The following is a 25,209-nucleotide window of genomic DNA, read 5'->3' on the forward strand; positions in this document are numbered from 1 at the left end:
GAAAACCATGTGGGAGGGGACATTCCACCTCCCACATTTATCGGGACGAAGACTCAACTCAGGCCAGATCGACCAGTACGATCTCGCTGTCTTCAATCGCCGTGACCCGCAACACCCGCTCATCTTCAATCGCAACACCGTCCCGCGCTTGCGCACGCAAGCCATTGACTTCAATCACTCCCGTGGCTGGCACCAGATAGGCACGGCGGCCACTGTCCAAGCGATACTCTGCCGTTTCCCCGGCTTTCAGGTTGGCTGCTACCAAGCGTGCATCAGCACGAATGCGCAGGCTTTCGCTGTCACCGGCTTTGCCACTGGCCAGGGTGACAAACCCTTCGCGGTCACCTTTCGGAAATGGCTTTGCGCCCCAAGAGGGCGGCAAACCGGCCTCGTTCGGGATGATCCAGATTTGAAAAATCTTGGTAGGCGTCGCTTCCAGGTTGTATTCGCTATGGGCGATCCCAGTGCCTGCGCTCATAACCTGCACGTCGCCGGCTTCAGTCCGGCCCTTATTGCCCAGGTTGTCGGCGTGACTGATGGCGCCTTCGCGCACATAGGTGATGATTTCCATGTCACGGTGCGAATGCTGTGGAAAGCCCGTACCTGGCGCGATAATGTCGTCGTTCCACACGCGAAGGTTGCCCCAGTGCATGCGCTTGGGGTCGTGGTATTCGGCGAACGAGAAGTGGTGATGGGCATCAAGCCAGCCATGGTGGGCGCCGCCCAGGGAGTTGAAAGGTCGAAGTTCAAGCATGATCGTCTCCTGTTGATGGCGCTTATGATCCCGTAGGCCATGATCGATAAAAAGCGTAAAAAATGCCTGATTCCTATCAGGTAAAGCGATTGGTTAGCGGTGTTTTGACTTTCACTTCATCGGCTAACTGCATGACAGCAAAGCAATTGCCTGGAACTGAGCGCCGATTCCGGCGACCATGGCGCACTTGTCACAAACCAGCTCACCGCAGGAGTCCGCGTGCCGCAACAAAAGCCTGATCTGCCCCCCGAACTGCTCCCATTGGCGCAAATGCCTCTGTTGAAACGCCTGGCTGCACGCCTGTTTGGCCATGGCTTGACCCGTTTGCGCGCACAGCACCGGTTTTCCTGGTTGCACGGTCAGGCCGATGGTTTTCGCAGCGGTCACGAAGCGGGTGTGGAGTATGGCTATCGTGAGGGCAAGGCCGATGGTATCGAGGAAGGTCGACAAGTCCTGTTGATACGCGACTTTCGTCCCGAAGAGCATCGTGCGCCCGGTGTCGATGACAGTTTGTTCGATGATTGGCGATTGCCCTTGACGGCGGACGTGAAGAAACGCATCAAGGCCGACGTGGCCCGCTTGCTGCCGGCCCATGCCCAGCCCAGTGCGGCGCAATGGAAGATGATCTTCAGTGACACGCCGTCCACCTCAGTGATCGCCGGGGCCGGTGCGGGTAAGTCCACCTCGCTGGTCCTGCGCATATTGTTGCTTACCCATTACCTGGGCTTTGAATTGAGTTCGATGACCGTGGTGACCTTCACCCGCGAGTCGCGCAAGGATTTCATCAACAAGCTTATGGATATTCTCAGCTTGTGGGGTCGACCGCTTGGCATGAAAGAAGCCCAGGCGGTGGTGCGCACCTTTCACTCGCGCATCCTGCCGATGGTCCGCAGCCTGCCGGGTTTTGAGCGCCTGCAAGCGTTTGAGAACCTGAGTTCAGGTTTCGAGGATGCCGACAGTAATCCGTTCGACCTGCGCATCAACGACGCCCAGCGCCAACAAATGAATGCCTGCTACCACCGACTTTACGGGCAGCACCCGCGCTTTCAAGCGTTGATCGCGCCCCTGGCTCGGCATGGCTTGCAGCTCAAGGAGCTGGAACGTGACCACCCGGATGTGCAAAAGCGCGTGGCGGTAACCGAACTGGCAGCTAAACGAGATGAAGAACTGTGCGATGCAATCGAAGATCTATGGTTTCGCGCAGGTGCCTGGCCGATCAAGGGCATTGAGCCTAGTCGCCAGACCATTGAGATCAATGGCGCGCAGTTCCATTGCCATGGCTATATCCCTGAGCTGGACGCGTGGGTAGTACTGGGTTTCGATTCGCGGGAAAACGCCCAGCTCAGTCGGCCCAACGCCAAGCTGTCACTGCGTGCGGAGTGGGCAGTGAAGCGAACCTTGTTTCAAGCTTTCTGTCGTAAGCCTCTAATTTGGTTGGATAATTATGAATCATCCAAGCGTCTTTTAAGCAGCTTGGCTGGGGATGCGTCCTCCGGCCCCGGGTTTGATTACAAGGTTAAAGGTGAACTGGCTGGTGCCCCGTTGCTCGACAGTTTTGTCATGGCGGCCGGCTTTATTGAAAACCTTGGGTTGGACGTTCCCACCGCCGTGGGTCAGATGACTTTCGCCAAGGACGATCCGGACCGCTTCTTCTTCGAGGCGCTGAGCATTTTCTGGAAGGCCCTGGAAGACCATCTGCTTGACCAGTCACCGCCGATCATGACCTACAACCGCATGTTCTCGTTGTTTGGTGAAAACACTCCGGAAAACCTCAAGCTGCTTAGCGACCCGCTGTTACGGCCGCTGTCGCATCTGATGATCGATGAGTTCCAGGACGTGTCGCCGCAGATTGTCTCGTGGCTCCGCGCCAGCCTGCGAGAAATCCGTAGCCGTGGCCCCGCGATGCACGTGGGCCGTGGCGCCCAGCATTCTTCGCTGTTGTGTGTGGGCGATGACTGGCAATCGATCTATGGCTGGCGGGGCAGTTCACCCAAGTATTTCATGGAGTTCAATCAGGAATTCCCGTCGCCGAGCACCACGCGGGTGATGCTGGGCGAGAATTACCGCAGCCACCAACACATTATCGATGCTGCCGAGCACATCGTGCGCACCGCGCCGGCGATCCCCGGAAAGAAGGCAAAAGCCAGCGGCGCGCCCAAGGCGTTGCAGCCGGTCAAGGTGCTGGAGCGTGACGACGCGGCGCTGGGCCGTCAGTTGCTGGAGCATTATCAGAAGGGCGAGTCGGTATTAATGCTGTATCGAAAAAGTAGCGATAAGTTACTGATTCAAGAGCATATTCAGTCTGTAGTTAATGTGGATTCTAGCTTGCCGATTCAAGCACGCAGGCTGAAACAGTTGACCTATCACAGTGCCAAAGGATTACAGGCGGACGCCGTGTTCCTGCTTGGGGATTGCCAACACCTCACCCGTTCCCCCTACAAAAACCAGGTCTATCGCATGGCCGGTCTGGGCAAGTCTGGCGACAGCGAACCCTATGACACGGCACAAAAAGACGAAGCGCTGCGCCTGGCTTACGTCGGCATTACCCGGGCGGTCAGCCATTGCTACTGGTATGTGGAGAAGCCCGAAGGCCAGGCCGTGAATATGCCTAAGGCCTCGGAGCATGTAGATGGAAAGAAAGCGTTTTTTGACGATCAGCGCGGCTGATGGCTGATCGCTCAGGCCCGCAGTGACAGCGGTGGCACAAACGACGCCAGTTCATCCTCCACCGCCTCGATAATCCGCTCTACGTCAGCGGCATTCATGACCGTGGCACAAGGGATGCCGGCGATGGCAATCAGGGTTTCGCCGCTGACGCGGTCAAACAGGCGGGCGATCATGCTGCCGGGCGCGTCCATGCTGCCCTCGAAGCCCATTGGATGAAAATGCCAGCGCATCAGCTGGCAGGCGTTGGGGAACGTCACTTTATTCATGTTGCCCACCTTGTTCATTGAGCGCTTCCTTTAGCTCGCGGCAGGGGGCCATGACCGTCACTGGTCTTGGCGTTGTAGAGCTTAAAAATAGCATTCGCTCTTAACCGGAGGTGACTTTTTTCATCCCGTTCGGCGGTTGTTTTCCTAACGGTTGATGTGGGTCATGTCCTGCTCAGAAATGGGCAAGTGGCCATTAGTCCGAAGTTGCACCTGGCCATTGAACGCACCACCGAATTTCGGCAATCTCCACGGTTTTCCCGCTGCAGAGCTCACCATGCCTGACATCGCTCCCGACGATGATTGCCTGCATACCCAAGCCACGGGCGACCTGGTATTACGCCATCACCTGTGCTGGCGCCATCGCGATCTGGACGGGGTGATGTCCTACTACCACCCGGACATCCAGTACCACGACTTTTTCCAGAACCGCGTAGTCGGTTACGCCGAGCTGCGCGATTACCTGCAAGCCAGCATGCCACGCGAAGCTGACGAAGCGATTGAACACACCGACCGCATCCGCGCCGACGGCGATACCGCCTTTATCCAGTACCGCATCACCCTGCGTGGTGGCCATGGGCTGGTGTCATTCCGTACCAGCGAGGCCATCACCGTGCGCGATGGGTTGATCTGGCGCGTCAATGAATACGCGTCACTGGTGCACGAACAACCGTCCCAGGCCCAACGCCCCAGCGTCAGCCGCCTGGGCCTGTCACCCCAGCAATTGGGGCATATGGCCAATGACCTGCAGCAGTATTTCGAACGTAAGCAGCCTTATCTGGACCCGGAACTGGACCTGCAGCGAGTCGCTAAGGAGTGCGGTTACAGCCGCAATCAGATTTCCTACCTGCTCAACCAAGTGCTGGGTCAAAGCTTCTATCGCTACGTCAACCAGGCGCGCCTGCAGCATTTGCTCGCCGCGCTGGATAACGCGCGCCCGCCTATCAAGGTAGACGACCTGGCCTTTGCCGCCGGTTTCAATTCGTTGTCGGCGTTCTACAGTGCCTTCCGCCAGCACACCGGCCAGTCGCCCAAGGCCTACGTCAAACAAATTTCCCTGCGTGCACGCGCGCAAGACAACGAATAACCGCCGGCCCTAGGATCAGCCCCATCGAAACGTGGTTGGGGAGCTTGGCATGCCGGCATGGCGCAACATCAGTTTATGGATGGACCAACTGGACGACCCGCTGGTGGCGCGGCCGACTCTGGAACACGACTTGGACGTCGATGTGGCGATTATCGGCGCTGGTTACACCGGGCTTTGGACCGCCTACTACCTAAAACGCCAGGCGCCCGAGCTGAAGATTGCGATTATCGAGGCTCAAACCGCCGGTTTCGGTGCATCGGGGCGCAACGGCGGCTGGCTGATGGGCAACCTGCTGGGGGAAGATCGCCTGCTGGCCGGCCTGGCACCTGAACAACGCCGGGCCTCATTCGACCTGCTGCACGGCATTCCGGATGAAGTCGCCCACGTGTTGGCCAGCGAAGGCATCGACTGCGACTACCGCAAGGGCGGCGCGCTGTACTGCGCGGCCCGTTACCCCGAGCAGGAGAGCAGCCTGCGTGCCTACCTGGACAAGCTCTACGCCCAAGGCCTCACCGAAGCGGATTATCGCTGGCTGACCCCACAGCAGTTGGCCGAACAGATCCGCATTGCCAAACCCTATGGCGGTATCTATGCACCTCACGTCGCCACGATCCACCCGGCCAAGCTAGTGCGCGGCCTGGCGCGGGCAGTGGAGCGCATGGGCGTTACGATTTACGAAAAAAGTCCGGTCACCCAGTGGCAGTCCGGCAGCCTGTGCACTGATAAGGCCAGTGTACGCGCCGCTTGGGTAGTGCCCGCCGTCGAGGGATACGCGAACACCTTGCCGCCGTTGGGCCGCTACCAGTTGCCGGTGCAAAGCCTGATCGTCGCCACCGAGCCGCTGCCCGCCAGCACCTGGGACGAGATTGGCCTGCGCCACGGCCAGGCATTTGGCGAAAGTAGCCGTCAGGTCACTTATGGTCAGCGCACGGCGGACAACCGACTGGTGTTCGGGGCCCGCGGCGGTTACCAGTTCGCCGGCAAACTTCGCTACAACTTCGATTTGACCGATAGCGAAGTGGAGCTACGTCGCTATCTGTTCGGCGAACTCTTCCCACAGCTCAAGAACGTGCGGATTACCCATTCGTGGGGCGGCAACCTTGGTATGTCGCGCCATTTTCGACCGCACATGCTCTGTGATCACACCACCGGCATCGCGCTGTCCGGCGGTTATGGCGGGGAGGGCGTTGGAGCCACCAATCTGGGTGGCCGCACTCTGGCGGATTTGATCCTCCGTCGCGACACGCCACTGACCTATCAACCTTGGGTGATCCGCGAGCGCGGCCTTGATGCGCTCAAGGCCTGGGAACCGGAACCCTGCCGTTGGCTGGGTTACAACGCGATCATTCGCAGTTTTGTCCATGAAGACCAAGTCCTGGCCAACCCCAACACCGCCCCTTGGCGCCGCAAGCTGGCGACCGGCTTGGCCGGATTCATGGAAGGGTTCATGCACTGAGTCGTTTCACTTACACGGGAAAAACCCATGAGCATCACGCACTTCAAAGACACGCTGAATGCCCACCTGCCGGACTCGTCACCCGTGGCCGTGCCCCTGGGCGAGCCGATTGCGGTGGCCTCGACCTTGAGCGTAGAGCGCAGCGACGGCGTCGAAACCGGCATCTGGGCATGCACGCCGGGTCGTTGGCGTCGCCAGATCAAATCCCAGGAGTTTTGTCACTTTATCCAGGGCCGCTGCACCTTCACCCCCGACAACGGTGAAATCGTCCACATACAAGCCGGCGACGCACTGATGTTGCCGGCCAACAGCACCGGAATCTGGGATATCCAGGAAACCGTGCGCAAGACCTACGTACTGATTCTGTAACGCTTTGATCCTTGATCGCCTGCCATAAAAACAGCCCTAAAACCGCCAGGAAATCGAACCATGAAAGCCATTGCCCTGTTGCCCTTGATGTTGGTGGCCTCTATTAGCCAGGCCGCCGAGACGGTGAAAATCTACAACTGGTCCAGCTACATTGCGCCAGACACCACGAAGAACTTCCAGAAGCAGACCGGGATCGGTTTCAGCTACGACGTGTACGACAGCAACGAAACCCTCGACGGCAAGCTCATGACCGGCAACTCGGGTTACGACGTGGTGTTTCCGTCCAACCATTTCATGGCCCGGCAGATCCAGGGCGGCGCGCTCAAAAAGCTCGACAAGAGCCAGTTGCCCAACTGGAAAAACCTCAACCCGGTGCTGCTCAAAACCCTGGAAAACAACGATCCGGGTAATGCCCATGGCTTCCCGTACCTGTGGGGCAGCACCGGCATCGGCTACAACATCGACAAGGTCAAGGCCGTGCTGGGGGATAACGCCCCGGTGGACTCCTGGGACTTGATTTTCAAGCCCGAATACATGGAAAAACTCAGCAAGTGCGGTGTAGCCATCCTCGACAATGGCCCGGAGCTGTTGCCTATCGCCCTCAATTACCTGGGTTTGCCGCCCCACAGCAAGAAGCCCGAAGACTACAAAAAGGCTGAGGCCTTGCTGATGAAAGTGCGGCCTTACGTGGCGTATTTCCATTCCTCGAAATACACCGGCGACCTGGCCAACGGCGACATCTGCGTGGCCGTCGGCTTCTCCGGCGATGTGCTGCAAGCCGAGAGTCGCGCCAAGGAAGCCAAGAACGGCGTGAAAATCGGTTACCAGATCCCCAAGGAAGGCGCCGCTATCTGGTTCGACATGGTGGCCATGCCTGCGGATGCCCCCGATGAAAAGGCTGGCTACGCGTTCATGAACTACCTGCTTGAGCCCCAAGTGATGGCGGACATTACTAACTCCGTGCATTACGCCAATGGCAACAGCGCTGCGGACAGCCTGGTCGATCCAGAGATCAAGGCGGACACCAAGATCTACCCAAGCGAAGCCATGATGGGCAAGTTATTCGCGCTGGAATCAATGCCGCTGAATATCGACCGGATTCGCACGCGGGTGTGGAATACGATTCGTATGGGCCGCTGATCAAACGCTGTCGAGTACTGCAAAATATATTTGAAAGTGTTGCTGGTCTACGAAGCGTGGCCAGCAACGTTCAGTTGAATTATTAGACTAAGGGATGTTTTGCTGTTTTCCGGAAACGACAGGAAAAACAGTTCGAGTTGGAAGGGAGGTATCAGTGTGAGAAGTTCTCGTCCGCAATTCACGAAGCTTCTTTATTGATCATTACATGAAAAGGTACCTCATATGTCTTCAGTACAAAGTTTGCCAAATGGCGGAACGTGGACTCGTCCCGAAAACAGCCTTCCTGTATTGCGTGGCACAGACGCCCGTGAACGCCTGAACGCCAAGCCCGACGAGGCTTCGGTGCTTGTCGGTGGCGGTGGCAGTGACCAGTTGGTGGGCGCGCGAGGTGCGAATACCTTCAAGTACGAACACTTAACAGACTCTACGAGCAATGATCCGGATACTATTTTCAACTTCAATCCAAGGGAGGATAAAGTTGATTTGTCTGACATGGTAAAGAATAGCAAGATAAAGATAATTCATATTCGGCCTCGTGCACCCGCTGAAGTAGGCGATGTACAGTTAAAGCACAGCCCTTTTGGTTGGAGTACGCTGGATATGAAAGTCAATGCGCAGGGGCCTAACTTCTCCATCCGTATTGATAATGTAAAGTTGTTGGCCGATCACGTTAAATTCTTTAGTTAAATCCACTCACCGCAAAATGGTCAGGCAGCGTGTGCTGCCCGGCCGTTTTACGTCGATATCGCTCTACGGATTTTCCAGATCATGCCCCAGCGACTGGATAAATAACGAAAACAGCTCCGGCTGCGATGAAATATCCAGCTTTGCGTACAAATGCCGACGGTGCACTTTCACCGTGTCCGGCGAGATATTCAGGCGTTCAGCCATGGCCTTGGAGGAAAACCCGCGCAGCACCAGGCGGGCGATTTCCAGCTCTCGGTCCGACAGCACGCCACAGCCGAACTGGCTTAAGGCATCCCTGATCTGGCTGTCCATGGCCGGGGCGCGCTGGGTGCTTTGCTGCCAATGCTGCTGCATCAGCGGCAGTACCCAGGCCGCCATCATCGTCATCAGCCCAGTGTCTTCTGCACTGAACCGCCGCTGCATCCCCAACGACAGTGACAATGTCCCCATCCCCGGCAGTTGCAGGATCAATTGCACCTCGTCTTCCAGCACGTTGTCATGGAAGTAATTGAGGAAGTATTCACTCTGTCGGAAATGGTCCGGCGCCACTTCTTCCAGGCGGTATACACCGCTGGAGTACCCTTCGCGACACGCCTGGAAAAACGGATCGAGCAAATACAGGCCATTGAGGTACGTCAGCATCGACGCCGGTTTGCTGCTGGGCTGGGCGTCGTATTCCTCAAGGGCTTGGGGCGCGCCCTCCAACGGGTAGAAAATCGCCAACGCGTTATCGAAGGGCAGGCATTGGTGCAACAACAGCACCAACTGTTTCCAGAAACCCTGGGTACCGATGTGCGCGACGGTACGGCCCAAGCCAGCGTGCATGCCGACCTCACGGAACAGGCTCATATCACAGGCTCCCGCCAGCAAAAGATCGCTCAAGGGTTCGGCTTTTGCCGGGAACCGTCAAGGGGAGTACGCCAATAGGGGAATTGGCTGACAAGCTCCTGGGCGATAACGTCTTCATCATCCAACGGGAAACATATCCCGAAAAACATCATTTTTCGTTTCTGCCTCACACCAAGAACAACGACAGAGGATAACGATATGAGCACTTCCCCCACGCCCGACGGCGTGTTGAAACCTACCCTTAGCGTTTTCGATGTAGTGGCCATCACCGTTTCCGCAGTGACGCCGGCCAGTTCCGTGTTTGTGATCGCGCCCTTTGCCATCCAGCAGGCGGGCAGTGGTGTGTTCCTGGCGTTTGTGATGGCCGGCCTGCTCGCGCTGATGTTCGCGTTTTGTTATGCCGAACTGGGTCGCGCCCACAACAGTGCTGGTGGTGAATATGTGTACGCCAAGCGTGTGTTCGGTGGCATGGCTGGCTATGCGACCTTTCTCACGGTGCTGGTGATGTTGCTATTCATCCCGCCGGTATTGGCCACCGGGGCCGCGACCTATCTCAACAACGCTTTGGGCACGACGTTCGACTCGCAAACCGTCGCCCTGGTGATTGTGGTGTGCAGCTACGCCCTGGGCATTCTCAATATCAAGCTCAATGCCTGGATTACCGGCACCTGTTTGCTGCTGGAAGTGGCGGCGCTACTGGTGATCGTATTTATCGGGTTTGGTAACCCGGTGCAGCCGGCGAGTGTGTTGTTCCAGCCCCAGATCGTCGAAAACGGCGTACTGCATCTCGCGCCGTGGGCCTTGGTGATCGGTGCAGTGGGCATAGGTTTGTTTTCCTACAATGGCTACGGCCCCGCAGTGCTGCTGGCCGAAGACATGAAGTGCGGCGGCAAAGGCGTGCACAAGGCCGTGTTGTGGTCCCTGGGCTTGGTGGTGGTGATCGAACTGGTACCGATCACCGCACTGCTGATCGGCGCGCCGTCCCTGAGCGCAATGATCAGCAGCCCAGACCCCATCGGCTACTTGCTCACCAGCCACGGCAATGAAACCTTGTCGCGCTTGGTCAGTGCCGGGATCTTCCTCTCGGTGTTCAACGCGATTGTCGCCATCGTGATCCAGATCGGCCGCGTGGTATTCAGCAGCGGGCGCGATGCGCTGTGGACGCCGACCATCAACACACTATTCACCCGCATTCACCCGCGCTGGGATTCGCCCTGGTTGGCGACGCTGTTCCTGGCGATCCCGTCGGCGCTGCTCAGCTTCAGTTCCAACCTGGCGGACCTCACCTCATTCAGCGTGTTGCTGATCATGCTGGTGTACCTGGTAGTGGCGTTGAGCGCGTTGATGAGCCGCGTGTTGCTGCGCGACCGCGAACACCCGTATCGCATGCCGCTGTGGCCGTTGCCGGCTCTGTTGGCTGTCATCGGTGCAGGTTACTTGCTGGTGACCTTGATCTACGCGGCGTCTGTGCGCGACATCATGATCATCCTCGGCTTGCTGGCCTTGTCGGTGATTTTCTATTGCATCAGCGGCCGGTCGAGTCCGGTCTTCCAGAAATTGTAAGGAGCGGTTATGCGCGCACGTCAATTGGGCATCACTTTGGGGCTGGGCACACCCGGTGAGTTGAATGCCATCACCGATGTACCGGGCGTGCGGGTGGGCCACAGTACCCTCAACACCCGTATCGATGGCAAGCAAGTGCGCACCGGTGTGACGGTGATCCAGCCGCGCGCCGGGGAAGCGCGCCAGCAACCCTGCTTCGCCGGCTACCACGTGCTCAATGGCAATGGCGATGCCACGGGCCTGGAGTGGATCAGTGAAGCAGGGCTGCTGACCACACCGCTGGCCATCACCAACACCCACAGCATCGGCATTGTGCGCGACACGTTGATCGCCCTGGAGCGCGAGCGCCTCGCGGACCCGGCGGTGTACTGGTGCATGCCGGTGGTGATGGAGACCTATGACGGCCTGCTCAACGATATCTGGGGCCAACATGTGAAACCCGAACATGTGCGCGAAGCCGTCGTCAACGCCGAAGCCGGTCCGGTACAAGAGGGCGCGGTGGGTGGCGGCACCGGAATGATCTGCCATGAATTCAAGGGCGGTATCGGCACGGCGTCGCGGCGTTTGCCGGCGGAGCAGGGCGGTTGGACCGTCGGCGTGCTGGTCCAGGCCAACCATGGCAAGCGCCAGGAGCTGCGGGTGGATGGCTATCCGGTGGGACGCCGGTTGATGGACATCCCATCGCCCTTCGCCGAGCGTGGTACCCCGGGCATGGGCTCCATTGTGGTGATCCTGGCCACCGACGCGCCGTTGCTGCCGCATCAATGCCAGCGTCTGGCGCAACGCGCCTCCATCGGCATCGCCCGTACCGGCGGCGGCACCGAAGATTCCAGTGGCGATCTGTTCCTGGCTTTCGCCACCGGGAACCAGGACCTGCCTGCCGCGGATTACGGCCGCAAGGGCCTGCCGTTCAGCAGTGCGTTGCAGATGGTCAATAACGACCACATTTCGCCGCTGTTCAGCGCCGCGGCAGAGGCGGTGGAAGAGGCAATCATCAACGCCATTCTGGCGGGTGAAACCATGAGCACCGACGATGGCGTGCAAGTTCCGGGTTTGATGGGCGAGACGCTGTTACAGGCATTACACGATACGGGGTGGAGTGTGTCCCGGTAATGGGGGACAACGCCTATTATTAGTTAGAGTAATGGCTGTTTAATGTTGCCAATGACACCATGGCAATATAGTGGATCCAATTATTAACTGTGCCGCTCAACTTGGGCGGCATTGGTGTTATTTAATATTTAAATACGTGCCCGCTGCTTTTTGTCGGACAAAACCAAGTTGCCCCAATAAACCCGGCACAAAAGTTTCACTAGTTGGCAGTTTGCTACTTTTTTACGGCGGAAATAGATGTAGACGAAAGATTTCAAGTTGTGTCAGTTTTCTTACGCCTTCAAAAGAGGCGAGTGATAGGACGATCTCGCCCGCGGGGTTCCTATCGATCAAAGACTGATGCACTTGCAAACAAGGAAGTACGTTTATGTCCAAAGTAAAAGACAAGGCTATCGTGTCGGCGGCGCAAGCCAGCACCGCTTACTCGCAAATCGATAGCTTCAGCCATCTGTATGACCGTGGCGGCAACCTCACGATCAACGGCAAACCGTCCTACACCGTCGACCAGGCCGCCACCCAGCTGCTGCGCGACGGCGCCGCGTACCGGGACTTTGACGGCAACGGCAAGATCGACCTTACCTACACCTTCCTGACCTCGGCGTCGTCGAGCACCATGAACAAACATGGCATCTCGGGCTTCAGCCAGTTCAACGCCCAGCAGAAAGCACAGGCCGCACTGGCCATGCAATCCTGGTCTGACGTGGCCAACGTCACCTTCACCGAGAAAGCCACCGGCGGTGACGGCCACATGACATTCGGCAACTACAGCAGCGGCCAGGATGGCGCAGCGGCCTTCGCCTACCTGCCCGGCACCGGTGCAGGCTACGACGGCACCTCGTGGTACCTGACCAACAACAGCTACACGCCTAACAAGACTCCGGACCTGAACAACTACGGCCGGCAGACCCTGACCCACGAAATCGGCCACACCCTCGGCCTGGCTCACCCTGGCGACTACAACGCCGGCGAAGGCGCGCCGACTTACAAAGACGCGACCTATGGACAGGACACGCGCGGCTACAGCCTCATGAGTTACTGGAGCGAAAGCAACACCAACCAGAACTTCAGCAAAGGCGGCGTCGAGGCCTACGCTTCCGGCCCGCTGATCGACGACATCGCAGCAATCCAGAAGCTATACGGCGCCAACTACAACACACGCGCCGGCGACACCACCTACGGCTTTAATTCCAACACCGGGCGTGATTTCCTCAGCGCTACCTCCAACGCCGACAAGCTGGTGTTCTCGGTGTGGGACGGTGGCGGCAACGACATCCTGGACTTCTCCGGTTTCACTCAGAACCAGAAGATCAACCTCCATGAAGCCTCGTTCTCCGACGTAGGCGGCCTGGTGGGCAACGTGTCCATCGCCAAGGGCGTGACGGTCGAAAACGCCTTCGGTGGTGCGGGTAATGACCTGATCATCGGCAACAACGCCGCCAACATTATCAAGGGTGGGGCCGGCAACGACCTTATCTACGGTGCTGGCGGTGCGGACCAACTGTGGGGCGGCGCCGGCAATGACACCTTTGTGTTCGGTGCCAGTTCCGACTCCAAGCCAGGGGCGGCGGACAAGATCTTTGACTTCACCTCGGGTTCGGACAAGATCGACCTCAGCGGCATCACCAAAGGTGCTGGCCTGACCTTCGTCAACGCGTTCACCGGGCATGCCGGCGACGCGGTATTGACCTACGCAGCCGGTACCAATCTGGGTACGTTGGCCGTCGACTTCTCCGGGCACGGCGTGGCGGATTTCCTCGTCACCACCGTAGGCCAGGCAGCCGTCAGCGACATCGTGGCGTGATACAAAGGCGCGGCGTCTCGGCGTCGCGCCTCCAGGATGGAGCGTGAAGATGCAGCGTTTTTTCAACTTTATCGCCTGCGTATTGCAGGTGATGTTCGTGTCGGCAGGAGCCCACGCAATGGCGAGCAGTCTTGTTTTACCTTCCAGCGCTCAATTGGCCGGGCATTGGCAACTGCACCAGCAGGATCAGGTGTGCGCCCTCGACCTGCTCGAACAGGCCAACGCGTTGAGCGGTGATGTGGCCTGTGCCGCCCAATGGCTGGGCGACACCCCTCTGACCTGGTCGCCCACTCCGGACGGTATCTGGCTATTCAATGCCGAAGGCAGCGGGATCACTCATTTGAATCGCCAGAAAGACGGGGAGTATCAAGCCCGCACCCAGGCGGGCGTCGTGGTTGAATTAAAACGAATGCCTTAGTTATCGCTATAACTTTATAACTCGATTTTATTAGTTGGCCGGCCTTTATCAGGGGCTCGGGCAACTTATGCGCGAAATTTGGCTCAAGGAAGATCAGAACATATGGCCAAGCCCTTTGCGGTAGCGCCCTTATTCAAGGCGCTGGGTGAATACAAGAGCATCTTGATCAGCGTTGGCTGTTTCACGGCATTAATTAACCTGCTGATGCTGGTGCCGTCGATTTACATGTTGCAAGTGTACGACCGCGTGCTGTCCTCCCAGAACGAAACCACCCTGGTGATGTTGACGCTGATGGTCGTGGGCTTCTTTGCGTTTATTGGCACCTTGGAAGTGATCCGTAGTTTCATCGTGATCCGTATCGGCAGTCAGTTGGAACGGCGTTTCAACTTACGCGTGTACAAGGCCGCATTCGAACGCAATCTGCAACGCGGCCAGGGGCACGCCGGGCAATCCCTGGGCGACCTGACCCATATCCGCCAATTCATCACGGGGCCGGCGCTGTTCGCGTTTTTTGATGCGCCGTGGTTTCCGATCTACCTGTTTGTGATTTTCCTGTTCAACGTCTGGCTTGGAGTGCTGGCCACCGCCGGTGCTGTGCTGTTGATCGGCCTCGCGTGCCTCAACGAATACCTGACGAAGAAGCCATTGGGTGAGGCCAGTGGTTTCTCCCAACAGTCGACGCAACTGGCCACCAGCCATTTGCACAACGCCGAAACCATCCAGGCCATGGGCATGCTCGGCGCGCTGCGCAAGCGCTGGTTTGCGGTGCATGCGCAGTTCCTCGGCCTGCAGAACAAGGCCAGTGACACCGGTTCGGTGATCACCTCGTTGAGCAAATCCTTGCGGCTATGCCTGCAATCACTGGTACTCGGTCTCGGCGCACTGCTGGTGATCCGGGGAGATATGACAGCAGGCATGATGATCGCCGGTTCGATCCTTATGGGCCGTGTGCTCAGCCCCATCGACCAGTTGATTGCGGTGTGGAAGCAATGGAGTTCGGCGAAGCTGGCCTACCAGCGGTTGGACGAATTACTGCGCGAGTTCCCTCCGGAAGTGGAGCAGATGAAACTGCCCGCACCCAAGGGCCAAGTCAGCTTCGAGCAGGTCAGTGCCGGCCCGCCGGGTAAGCGCGTGGCGACGTTGCATCAAGTCAGCTTTACCTTGGGAGCGGGCGAAGTGCTCGGCGTGCTCGGTGCCTCGGGCTCCGGAAAATCCACCCTGGCCCGTGTGCTGGTGGGCGTGTGGCCGACCCTGGCCGGCACCGTGCGCCTGGATGGCGCGGACATACACCGCTGGGACCGCGACGACCTCGGCCCGCACATTGGCTATCTGCCCCAGGACATCGAACTGTTCAGCGGCAGCATCGCCGACAACATTGCGCGCTTTCGCGAGGCGGACCCTGAGCTTGTCGTCAAGGCCGCACAACAAGCCGGCGTGCATGAACTGATCCTGCGCCTGCCCCAAGGCTACGACACGGTGTTGGGGGATAACGGTGGCGGCCTGTCCGGCGGCCAGAAGCAGCGCGTGGCCCTGGCCCGTGCGCTGTATGGCGGGCCACGGTTGATTGTGCTGGATGAACCCAACTCCAATCTCGACACCGTGGGCGAAGCGGCCTTGGCCACTGCCATTGTGCAGATGAAAGCCCAGGGCAGCAGCGTGGTGCTGGTCACTCACAGGTCTTCTGCGTTGGCCCAGGCCGACAAGTTGCTGGTGCTCAACGAAGGCCGTTTGCAGGCGTTCGGGCCAAGCCAGGACGTGCTTAGGGCGTTGTCTGGCCAGCAGGAAGCGCCGAAGGACAAACCGGGTGTGAGTTTCAGTCGTCAGTATCAAGCCGGAAGGAATCCAGGCGCATGAGCAGCATCACTTTCGAACAACGCGACGCGGGTTTTTTCGCCCGCATGGGCTGGCTGCTGACAGTGGTCGGTGCCGGTGGTTTCTTTCTGTGGGCCAGCCTCGCGCCCCTGGATCAAGGGATTCCCGTGCAAGGCACGGTGGTGGTGTCCGGCAAGCGCAAGGCTGTGCAAACCCTCAGCCCCGGCGTGGTCAGCCGTATTCTGGTGCGTGAAGGCGAGCTGGTGAAACAGGGCCAGCCGCTGTTCCGTCTCGACCAGACCCAGAACCAGGCCGACGTGCAATCGCTGCAAGCCCAGTACCGTATGGCCTGGGCCAGTGTGGCGCGTTGGCAGAGCGAGCGCGACAATCAATCCGCCATCACCTTTCCCGCCGAGCTGAGCAGCAATCCCGAGCCGGCCTTGGCCTTGGTGCTCGAAGGCCAGCGTCAGCTGTTCAGCAGCCGCCGCGAGGCCTTCGCCCGCGAGCAAGCCGGCATTCGCGCGAATATCGACGGCGCCACCGCGCAACTCGGCGGCATGCGTCGTGCCCGCAGCGACTTGACCGCCCAGGCCCAATCCCTGCGTGATCAACTGAGCAACCTGCAACCCTTGGCCGACAACGGCTACATCCCGCGCAATCGGCTGATGGAGTACCAGCGCCAATTGTCCCAAGTGCAACAAGACCTGGCGCAAAACACCGGGGAAAGCGGCCGGGTAGAGCAGGGCATCGTCGAGTCGCGTCTCAAGTTGCAGCAGCACAGCGAGGAGTATCAGAAGGAAGTGCGCAGCCAATTGGCCGACGCGCAACTGCGCAGCCTGACCCTGGAGCAACAACTGACCTCTGCCGGGTTCGACCTGCAACACAGCGAAATCAATGCGCCGGCCGACGGCATCGCGGTCAACCTCGGCGTGCACACCGAAGGCGCTGTGGTGCGTGCCGGTGAAACCCTGCTGGAGATCGTGCCCCAAGGCACACGCCTGGAGGTGGAAGGGCATCTACCGGTGCATCTGGTGGACAAGGTCGGCACGCACTTGCCGGTGGATATTCTCTTCACCGCGTTCAACCAGAGCCGTACGCCGCGCGTGCCGGGGGAGGTCAGCCTGATTTCTGCTGACCAAATGCTTGATGAGAAAACCGGTGCGCCCTATTACGTGCTGCGTACCACGGTGAGCGAGGCAGCGTTGGAAAAACTCCAGGGTCTGGTGATCAAGCCGGGGATGCCCGCCGAGATGTTCGTGCGTACGGGCGAGCGCTCGCTGCTCAATTACCTGTTCAAACCGCTGCTGGATCGCGCCGGCTCAGCGTTGACCGAGGAATGAACATGAAACCTGTGTTTATTGCCTTGTTGTTCTGCTGCGCCAGTGCCCAGGCTGCCATGGGCCCGTTTGATGTCTACGAGCAAGCCCTGCGCAACGACCCGGTGTTTCTTGGCGCGATCAAGGAGCGCGACGCCGGCCTGGAAAACCGCACCATCGGCCGTGCTGGCTTGCTGCCCAAGCTGTCGTACAACTACAACAAGGGCCGCAACAACTCTCAGGCCACCTTGCCCGACGGGCGCGGCGGCAATTATCACGACGACCGCAACTACAACAGCTACGGTTCCACCTTCAGCCTGCAACAACCGCTGTTTGACTACGAGGCTTATGCCAACTACCGCAAAGGCGTGGCCCAGGCGTTGTTTGCCGACGAAAGTTTTCGTGACAAGAGCCAGGCGCTGCTGGTGCGGGTGTTGACCTACTACACCCAAGCGCTGTTCGCCCAGGACCAGATCGACATCGCCCGAGCCAAGAAAAAGGCCTTCGAGCAGCAGTTTCAGCAGAACCAGCATCTATTCCAGCAGGGTGAGGGCACCCGTACCGACATTCTCGAAGCCGAGTCGCGCTACGAGCTGGCCACCGCCGAAGAGATCGAAGCGCTGGACGAACAAGACGCGTCGTTAAGGGAATTGGGCGCCTTGATCGGCGTGCAGAGCGTCAACATCCACGACTTGGCGCCGCTGAACCAGGATTTCGCCGCATTCGCCCTGAGCCCGGCCAATTACGACACTTGGCATGAACTGGCAATCAGTAATAACCCCACCCTCGCGTCTCAACGCCAGGCCCTGGAGGTGGCGCGCTACGAAGTGGAGCGCAATCGCGCCGGGCATCTGCCCAAGGTCACGGCATACGCGAGTTCACGCCAGCAGGAGTCCGACAGCGGCAACACCTACAACCAGCGCTATGACACCAACACCATTGGCGTGGAAGTCAGCCTGCCGCTGTACGCGGGTGGCGGCATATCGGCCTCTACTCGCCAGGCCAGTCGCGCCATGGAGCAGGCAGAGTACGAGTTGGAGGGCAAGACTCGGGAAACCCTGATCGAACTGCGTCGGCAGTTCAGTGCCTGTTTGTCGGGCGTGAGCAAGCTGCGTGCGTACCAAAAGGCGCTGGCGTCGGCCGAGGCGCTGGTGGTGTCGACCAAGCAGAGCATCCTCGGCGGTGAACGGGTCAATCTCGATGCATTGAATGCCGAACAGCAGCTGTACAGCACCCGTCGCGACCTCGCCCAGGCTCGCTATGACTATTTGATGGCCTGGACCAAATTGCATTACTACGCCGGCAACTTGCGCGACACCGATCTGGCCAAGGTGGACGAAGCGTTCGGGCCCGCACAGCGTTAACCAGCTTTCTCGACAACTCCAACAAAAGAGAGGCAGTACCATGGGTGTATTCGACTATAAAAACCTGGGCGCCGAAGGCTCCAAAGCGTTGTTCGCCGATGCCATGGCGATCACGCTGTACACCTACCACAACCTGGATAACGGCTTTGCCGTGGGTTATCAGCACAACGGTCTGGGCTTTGGCTTGCCGGCTACCCTGGTCGGCGCGCTGTTGGGCAGCAGTGATTCCCAGGGCGTGATCCCCGGCATTCCCTGGAACCCCGACTCGGAAAAAGCCGCCCTGGAGGCCGTGCAACAAGCCGGCTGGACACCTATCAGCGCCAGCGCCCTGGGCTATACCGGCAAGGTCGACGCCAGGGGCACCTTCTTTGGCGAAAAACCGGGCTACACCACGGCCCAGGTCGAAGTGCTCGGCAAGTACGATGACGCCGGCAAACTGCTGGAAATCGGCATCGGTTTTCGTGGTACTTCAGGCCCGCGGGAAAGCCTGATCAGCGACTCCATCGGCGATCTGGTCAGCGATCTGCTCGCGGCCCTGGGGCCCAAGGATTACGCGAAAAACTACGCCGGCGAAGCCTTCGGCGGTTTGCTCAAGAACATCGCCGACTACGCCAGTGCCCACGGCCTCAGCGGCCACGACGTGGTAGTCAGCGGCCACAGCCTGGGTGGCCTTGCGGTGAACAGCATGGCGGACTTGAGCAACGGTAAATGGGCGGGCTTCTTCAAGGACGCCAACTATGTGGCCTACGCCTCGCCGACCCAGAGCAGCGGCGACAAGGTGCTCAATGTCGGCTATGAAAACGATCCGGTTTTCCGTGCGCTGGACGGCTCATCCGTCAACTGGTCGTCGTTGGGCGTGCATGACAAGCCCCATGAATCGACCACCGACAATATCGTCAGCTTCAACGACCATTACGCCTCGACGCTGTGGAACGTGCTGCCGTTTTCCATCACCAACCTGCCGACTTGGATCTCCCATTTGCCCACCGGATATGGCGACGGCATGACGCGTGTTCTGGAGTCCGGGTTCTATGAGGTGATGACTCGCGACTCGACGATTATTGTCGCCAACCTGTCGGAGCCTGCGCGGGCCAACACGTGGGTGCAGGACCTCAATCGCAACGCCGAGCCCCACAAAGGCAACACCTTCATCATTGGCAGCGCTGGCAATGACTTGATCCAGGGCGGCAAGGGCGCGGACTTTATCGAGGCCGGCAAGGGTAACGACACGATCCGCGACAGCAGTGGGCACAACACGTTTTTATTCAGCGGGCAGTTTGGCCAGGACCGGATTATTGGTTATCAGCCAACGGACAAATTGGTGTTTACGGACGTGCAGAGCAGTGGCGATTATCGTGATCACGCCAAGGTGGTGGGCGGAGATACCGTGATCAGTTTTGGCGGGGATTCAGTGACGCTGGTGGGAGTGGTTGGGTTGTCGGGGGAGGGGATTGTCATCAGTTAAAACGGTGGGAGGGGGTTTGCTCCCGATAGCGGTGGTTCAGTCAATGGAGATGTTGACTGGAAGATCGCCATCGGGAGCAAGCCCCCTCCCACATTTGGGCAGTGTTGGCAGCGGAGAATCCGTCTTCCTTGCGCATCAGTGGGCAGCGGACGCTATTGGCCAAATTGGAACGCGGTCAACCCTGTGGGAGGGGGCTTGCTTGCCCCGATGGCGTTGGTTCAGTCAATGGAGATGTTGACTGGAAGATCGCCATCGGGGGCAAGCCCCCTCCCACAATTGATCAATGTTGGCAGCGGAGAATCAGTCTTCCTTGCGCATCAGTGGGCAGCGGACGCTATTGGCCAAATTGGAACGCGGTCAACCCTGTGGGAGGGGGCTTGCTTGCCCCGATGGCGTTGGTTCAGTCAATGGAGATGTTGACTGGAAGATCGCCATCGGGGGCAAGCCCCCTCCCACAATTGATCAATGTTGGCAGCGGAGAATCAGTCTTCCTTGCGCATCAGTGGGCAGCGGACGCTATTGGCCAAATTGGAACGCGGTCAACCCTGTGGGAGGGGGCTTGCCCCCGATGGCGGTGGCTCAGTCAATAAAGATATCGACTGAAGAACCACTTCACTTTTCCTTGCGCACCGTCGCCACATCGGCGGCTTTGACACGAACGCGTTTGCCAGCGATGTCGGTGAACTCATAAAAGCCATCGGCGGTCTTGGCGTTTGGGGTGTCTTTGGTCAAATACTGCGTGCCATTTTGCAGTGTCACTACGGTTTGCGTCGCGCAACCGGCCAATACCAGAAATGTGAGTGCAACCAGTGGCAGACCCAAATTCTTCATGTTCATAACCCTTACCTTAACCCTGAAAAGTCCCGCAGCGTGCGGCTGCGGGCCGCAAATGTTACGCCATCGACTCCACCATCTGATCACTTTTATACAAAAAGTTGCGTGAGCCATTTATCTATTACCGATTGCAACAGAGCATCGGGACCGGCACTCTGTATGCATAACCAGTATTTGACTCGCTTGCGCTATGACCAACCCCCTCGACGACCCGCTCTATTACCTGCACAACTTCCGCCAGGTCCTGCAATGGCTGGGGCAGCGCTATGCCGATCTGCTGGACCCTGACGAACAGCATTTCATTCAGCAATTCGACAGCTTGCCGCAGCCGTCCCAGGCGTTGTTGGTGCGCATGGTAATGCGCAAGGGCGTGCACTTTCGCGCGGGGAAACTCAGCTATCAGGAGGTCGGTTGTACCCACGCGGCTGCAACGCCATTGCGGCAATTGGGTTGGGTTGATGATCAATGCCTGTTGGCCTTTGAAGAGGTGTTCGCCTTGCTGCAAAAAGGCGAAATCCTCAGCACGTTCAAGCCGTGGATCGACCAACCCAAAGGCAAGAAGGCCGACTGGCTTGAGGGCCTAGCGGCGAAGTTCAGCGAAACCCGCAGCTTTGCCCAGTGGTGCCCGCAGCTTGCCGAACCGCTGTACAGCCTCACCGTGATGGACCTGTGTGACCGGCTGCGGTTGATGTTCTTCGGCAATCTGCACCAGGACTGGTCGGAATTCGTGCTGGCGGACCTCGGTATCTACACCTACGAAAAAGTGGCGTTCTGCGCTGAATCCCGGGGTTTGCGCAGCCGTGACGACGTGCACGGCGTGCTGTTCCTGCACCAATGCCAGCACGCGTTTGAAACCGGCACCGCGCTGCACGACGTGCTGGCGCAGGTGGCCACGCTGACGACCGACAACCCCTGGCTGGAAAAACGCCGGGCCAAGCTGCTGTTCCAGATGGGGCAGTATTGTGAGCGCAGCGCCGAGTTGGCCTTGGCCGAGCAAATCTACCGTGCCTGCGCCTACCCCGGCGCCCGTGCGCGATTGATCCGCGTGCTGGAGCGCCAGGAGGACTACGCCCAGGCCTTGGTTCTGGCGAGTGCCGCGCAACAGGCACCGGAAAGTGCCGCCGAACAGCAACACCTGCTGCGCGTCATGCCGCGCCTGCGTCGCAAGCTGGGTGAGCCCAAACTGCCCAGGCTCAGACCACGGGAAGTCATGCGCCTGGACCTGGAACTGGCACTGCCGGAACCCTTGATGTCGGTGGAGTACTGCGTCCAGGCTCATTTGAGCGCGCCCGATGCGCCGGTGCATTACGTGGAAAACGGCCTGATCAATTCGCTGTTCGGGTTGCTGTGCTGGGACGCGATCTTCGCACCGCTGCCGGGAGCGTTTTTCCACCCGTTCCAGCGTGGCCCGGCCGACTTGCACAGCGAAGACTTCCACCAGCGCCGCGCCCCACTGTTCGCCGCGTGTTTCGAGCAACTGCAGGATGATCGGTACAAGGCCCTCATTCGCCAGCGCTACGCCGTCAAGTGGGGCATTCAATCGCCCTTCGTATTCTGGAATCTGCTCAGTGAAGACCTGTTAGAGCAGGCCCTGGAGTGCTTGCCCGCCGAACACCTGCGCTACTGGTTTGAACGCCTGCTCCTGGACATCCGCGCCAACCGCGCGGGCATGCCGGACCTGATCCAGTTCTGGCCTGCGCAAAAGTCCTACCGCATGATCGAGGTCAAAGGTCCGGGCGACCGTCTGCAGGACAACCAACTGCGCTGGCTGGAGTTCTGTGGCGAGAACCAGATGCCGGTCACCGTCTGCTACGTGCGCTGGGCGGAGCAACCGGCTTGAGCTACAACGTGGCCGTGCGCGCATTGTGTGAGTTCACGGCCAAGGTCGGCGACCTGGACCTGCGCTTTACCCCGACGCCCAGCGCCCAGGAAGGTATCGTGGGCCACCGCACAGTCGCGTCGCGCCGCAGTGCGCACTACCAAAACGAAGTAGCACTGGAAAGCGAGTACCAACAACTCAAGGTACGGGGCAGGGCAGACGGCTACGACCCGGATGCCAATCGCCTGGAAGAAGTCAAAACCTACCGCGGCGACCTTGATGCCCAGCCTGCCAACCACCGGCAATTGCACTGGGCCCAGGTCAAGGTGTACGGCTGGCTGATGTGCCAGAAGCTAGGGTTGACGGAAATCGACCTGGCGCTGGTGTACTTCGATATCGTCGGCGAGGGCGAGACCCTGCTCAATCAACGCTTCCACGCGCCTGATCTGGAGAGGTTCTTCAACCAGCAATGCACGCTGTTCCTCGGCTGGGCTCAACAGGAAATACAGCACCGCGAAGCGCGTAACACCGCCGCGCAAGCCTTGAGTTTCCCCCATGCCGACTTTCGCCCCGGCCAACGCACGTTAGCCGAGACGGTATACAAAGCCGCCAGCACCGGACGCTGCCTGATGGCCCAGGCGCCCACTGGCATCGGCAAGACCATCGGCACGATCTTCCCGCTGCTCAAGGCCTTTGCGCCGCAGCAACTGGACAAGGTGTACTTCCTCACCGCCAAGACCCCGGGCCGCAAACTTGCCCTCGACGCATCGCAGGTGCTGTTCACCAGCAGCCCCGGCTTGCAACTGCGTGTGCTCGAATTGGTGGCGCGGGACAAAGCCTGCGAACACCTGGATAAAGCCTGCCATGGCGACTCATGCCCCTTGGCCAAGGGTTTCTACGACCGTTTGCCCGCCGCGCGCATTGCCGCCTCCAAGGTAAGCCTGCTCGACCAGCGCAACCTGCGCGCGGTCGCCCTGGCCCATGACGTATGCCCTTATTACCTCAGCCAGGAAATGGCACGCTGGGCCGACTTGATCGTCGCCGACTACAACTACTATTTCGACTTCGGCGCCATGCTCTTCGGCCTGGCCCAACTCAACCAATGGCGCGTCGCGGTGCTGGTGGACGAAGCCCATAACCTGGTGGAGCGCGCACGCTCCATGTACAGCGCAAGCCTCGACCAGTACAGCCTCAAGGGCCTGCGCGACACAGCGCCCGAGCCCCTGAAGAAACCCTTGCAGCGCCTCAATCGCGAATGGAATGCCCTTCACAAAGACCAGCTCGCGCCGTACCAGGCCTACGCCGCGCGTCCGGAAAAGCTGCTCCAGGCCTTGAGTCTGTGCACCAGCGCCCTGGGCGATTACTTCAACGACCACCCCGAAGCCCTCAGCGGCGACCTGCAAGCTTTCTACTTTGAAGCGCTGCAATTTGCCAAAGTCGCCGAGCTGTTCAATGAACACTTCATCTTCGATATCCACAAACGTCAGCTCGGCGGCAAACGCAGCAGTTCCACCCTGTGCCTGCGCAACGTGGTGCCCGCCGAATTCATCCGCCCCCGGCTCACCGCCGCCCGCAGCAGCGTGCTGTTTTCGGCGACCCTTAGCCCTCGGCACTATTACGCCGACCTGCTCGGCCTGCCGACGGACACTGCCTGGATCGATGTGGAATCACCGTTCAAGGCCGAGCAATTGCAGGTGCGGATTATCGATGAAATTTCCACCCGCTACGTGCATCGCGAGGCCTCGCTGGCCCCCATTGTCGAGCTGATAGCCCGCCAGTTCGGGCAGCAACCGGGTAACTACCTGGCGTTTTTTTCAAGCTTCGATTACCTGCAGCAGGTGGCTCAACTGCTCGCCGAACGACACCCGCACATCACCCTGTGGCAGCAATCGCGGGGCATGGCCGAAACCGAGCGACAGGCGTTTCTCGACCAGTTCACCGAACACAGCCAGGGTATTGGCTTTGCCGTACTCGGTGGTGCTTTCGGAGAAGGCATCGACTTACCCGGTGCACGTTTGATAGGCGCGTTTATCGCCACCCTGGGGCTGCCGCAACTCAACCCGGTGAACGAGCAGATGAAGCTGCGGATGGCCGCGATTTTTGGCGCGGGGTACGACTACACGTACCTGTATCCCGGTATTCAAAAGGTGGTGCAGGCGGCGGGCAGGGTGATCCGCAGCCAGCACGATCGGGGAGTGGTGATGTTGATGGATGATCGGTTTGGGGAGGGACGGGTCCGCCAGTTGTTGCCGAAATGGTGGGTAGTCGGCTGATGGTTAGACCCGGCGTATGGTTGGCGCCAAGCATAGTAAGGAGCGCTCACAACTACGTGCTCATTCAGAATTAACAGGTGCTGATAGCGAGCACACTGTTCAATCATCGGGTCATTACCACCCGTCGCTACCTGTTAGTTCTGACAGTAGGCAACCCAG

The 25,209-nt window shown here is 59.2% G+C and carries 20 protein-coding genes; 16 read left to right on the top strand and 4 right to left on the bottom strand.

Annotation, left to right across the window (positions count from 1 at the left end; translation table 11 throughout):
* Positions 1-58 precede the first annotated feature (58 nt).
* Positions 59-754: a pirin family protein gene (locus AOA61_RS19405; RefSeq protein WP_099602454.1), complete on the bottom strand. Its 696-nt coding sequence runs from the start codon at positions 752-754 to the stop codon at positions 59-61.
* Positions 755-973: 219 nt separating this feature from the next.
* On the opposite strand from AOA61_RS19405, the gene AOA61_RS19410 reads away from it, so the two are divergent.
* On the top strand, positions 974-3,421 hold the full coding sequence (locus AOA61_RS19410) for a UvrD-helicase domain-containing protein (protein WP_099602455.1): 2,448 nt from the start codon (positions 974-976) through the stop codon (positions 3,419-3,421).
* Between the two features lie 11 nt (positions 3,422-3,432).
* Here AOA61_RS19410 and AOA61_RS19415 read toward each other — a convergent pair whose 3' ends face one another.
* Positions 3,433-3,705 carry a DUF1652 domain-containing protein gene (locus AOA61_RS19415; protein ID WP_032891472.1) on the bottom strand — a complete coding sequence of 91 codons (273 nt, stop codon included), beginning with the start codon at positions 3,703-3,705 and terminating at the stop codon, positions 3,433-3,435.
* A 256-nt stretch (positions 3,706-3,961) separates the two neighbouring features.
* On the opposite strand from AOA61_RS19415, the gene AOA61_RS19420 reads away from it, so the two are divergent.
* The 5 genes from AOA61_RS19420 (at position 3,962) to AOA61_RS19440 (ending at position 8,423) form a co-directional block, all read left to right on the top strand.
* Entirely contained in the window at positions 3,962-4,771 is an 810-nt protein-coding gene (locus AOA61_RS19420; protein ID WP_099602456.1) for an AraC family transcriptional regulator, read from the top strand.
* A gap of 49 nt (positions 4,772-4,820) precedes the next feature.
* Positions 4,821-6,227 carry an FAD-binding oxidoreductase gene (locus tag AOA61_RS19425; protein WP_099602457.1) on the top strand — a complete coding sequence of 469 codons (1,407 nt, stop codon included), beginning with the start codon at positions 4,821-4,823 and terminating at the stop codon, positions 6,225-6,227.
* Between the two features lie 27 nt (positions 6,228-6,254).
* Entirely contained in the window at positions 6,255-6,596 is a 342-nt protein-coding gene (locus AOA61_RS19430; protein ID WP_032891477.1) for a cupin domain-containing protein, read from the top strand.
* Positions 6,597-6,656: 60 nt separating this feature from the next.
* Positions 6,657-7,736: a polyamine ABC transporter substrate-binding protein gene (locus AOA61_RS19435; RefSeq protein ID WP_032891479.1), complete on the top strand. Its 1,080-nt coding sequence runs from the start codon at positions 6,657-6,659 to the stop codon at positions 7,734-7,736.
* A 222-nt stretch (positions 7,737-7,958) separates the two neighbouring features.
* Positions 7,959-8,423: a M10 family metallopeptidase C-terminal domain-containing protein gene (locus AOA61_RS19440; RefSeq protein WP_099602458.1), complete on the top strand. Its 465-nt coding sequence runs from the start codon at positions 7,959-7,961 to the stop codon at positions 8,421-8,423.
* A gap of 63 nt (positions 8,424-8,486) precedes the next feature.
* Here the strand turns inward: AOA61_RS19440 and AOA61_RS19445 are convergent, their stop codons facing one another.
* A complete protein-coding gene (locus tag AOA61_RS19445) occupies positions 8,487-9,272 on the bottom strand; it encodes a LuxR C-terminal-related transcriptional regulator (protein ID WP_032891481.1) in 786 nt (261 codons plus the stop codon).
* 198 nt (positions 9,273-9,470) lie between these two features.
* Between AOA61_RS19445 and AOA61_RS19450 the strand changes: the two genes are divergently transcribed.
* From AOA61_RS19450 to AOA61_RS19485, 8 genes are all read left to right on the top strand, one after another.
* Positions 9,471-10,835 (top strand): APC family permease, encoded by a 1,365-nt coding sequence (locus AOA61_RS19450; protein ID WP_032891482.1) that lies wholly within the window; start codon positions 9,471-9,473, stop codon positions 10,833-10,835.
* A gap of 9 nt (positions 10,836-10,844) precedes the next feature.
* A complete protein-coding gene (locus AOA61_RS19455) occupies positions 10,845-11,948 on the top strand; it encodes a P1 family peptidase (protein WP_099602459.1) in 1,104 nt (367 codons plus the stop codon).
* Between the two features lie 367 nt (positions 11,949-12,315).
* Entirely contained in the window at positions 12,316-13,749 is a 1,434-nt protein-coding gene (locus tag AOA61_RS19460; RefSeq protein ID WP_099602460.1) for a serralysin family metalloprotease, read from the top strand.
* Positions 13,750-13,798: 49 nt separating this feature from the next.
* Positions 13,799-14,167 carry an AprI/Inh family metalloprotease inhibitor gene (locus AOA61_RS19465; protein ID WP_032891485.1) on the top strand — a complete coding sequence of 123 codons (369 nt, stop codon included), beginning with the start codon at positions 13,799-13,801 and terminating at the stop codon, positions 14,165-14,167.
* 102 nt (positions 14,168-14,269) lie between these two features.
* On the top strand, positions 14,270-16,021 hold the full coding sequence (locus tag AOA61_RS19470; protein ID WP_032891486.1) for a type I secretion system permease/ATPase: 1,752 nt from the start codon (positions 14,270-14,272) through the stop codon (positions 16,019-16,021).
* Positions 16,018-17,319, top strand: a complete 1,302-nt coding sequence (locus AOA61_RS19475) for an HlyD family type I secretion periplasmic adaptor subunit (RefSeq protein WP_099602461.1) — start codon at positions 16,018-16,020, stop codon at positions 17,317-17,319. Before AOA61_RS19470 ends, AOA61_RS19475 begins: the two co-directional genes overlap by 4 nt.
* A gap of 2 nt (positions 17,320-17,321) precedes the next feature.
* Positions 17,322-18,659 (top strand): TolC family outer membrane protein, encoded by a 1,338-nt coding sequence (locus AOA61_RS19480; protein WP_099602462.1) that lies wholly within the window; start codon positions 17,322-17,324, stop codon positions 18,657-18,659.
* Between the two features lie 40 nt (positions 18,660-18,699).
* Positions 18,700-20,124, top strand: coding sequence for a lipase (locus AOA61_RS19485; RefSeq protein ID WP_099602463.1), 1,425 nt, complete (start codon positions 18,700-18,702; stop codon positions 20,122-20,124).
* Between the two features lie 612 nt (positions 20,125-20,736).
* Here the strand turns inward: AOA61_RS19485 and AOA61_RS19490 are convergent.
* Positions 20,737-20,961 (bottom strand): YgdI/YgdR family lipoprotein, encoded by a 225-nt coding sequence (locus AOA61_RS19490; RefSeq protein ID WP_032888446.1) that lies wholly within the window; start codon positions 20,959-20,961, stop codon positions 20,737-20,739.
* A gap of 187 nt (positions 20,962-21,148) precedes the next feature.
* On the opposite strand from AOA61_RS19490, the gene AOA61_RS19495 reads away from it, so the two are divergent.
* Positions 21,149-22,798: a VRR-NUC domain-containing protein gene (locus AOA61_RS19495; RefSeq protein ID WP_099602464.1), complete on the top strand. Its 1,650-nt coding sequence runs from the start codon at positions 21,149-21,151 to the stop codon at positions 22,796-22,798.
* Complete coding sequence (locus AOA61_RS19500) at positions 22,795-25,050, top strand: ATP-dependent DNA helicase (protein ID WP_099602465.1); 2,256 nt, start codon at positions 22,795-22,797, stop codon at positions 25,048-25,050. The genes AOA61_RS19495 and AOA61_RS19500 overlap by 4 nt, the downstream gene beginning before the upstream one ends.
* Positions 25,051-25,209 lie beyond the last annotated feature (159 nt).

Source organism: Pseudomonas sp. 2995-1 (genome assembly GCF_002742505.1).
In the GTDB taxonomy this organism is placed as follows: domain Bacteria; phylum Pseudomonadota; class Gammaproteobacteria; order Pseudomonadales; family Pseudomonadaceae; genus Aquipseudomonas; species Aquipseudomonas sivasensis.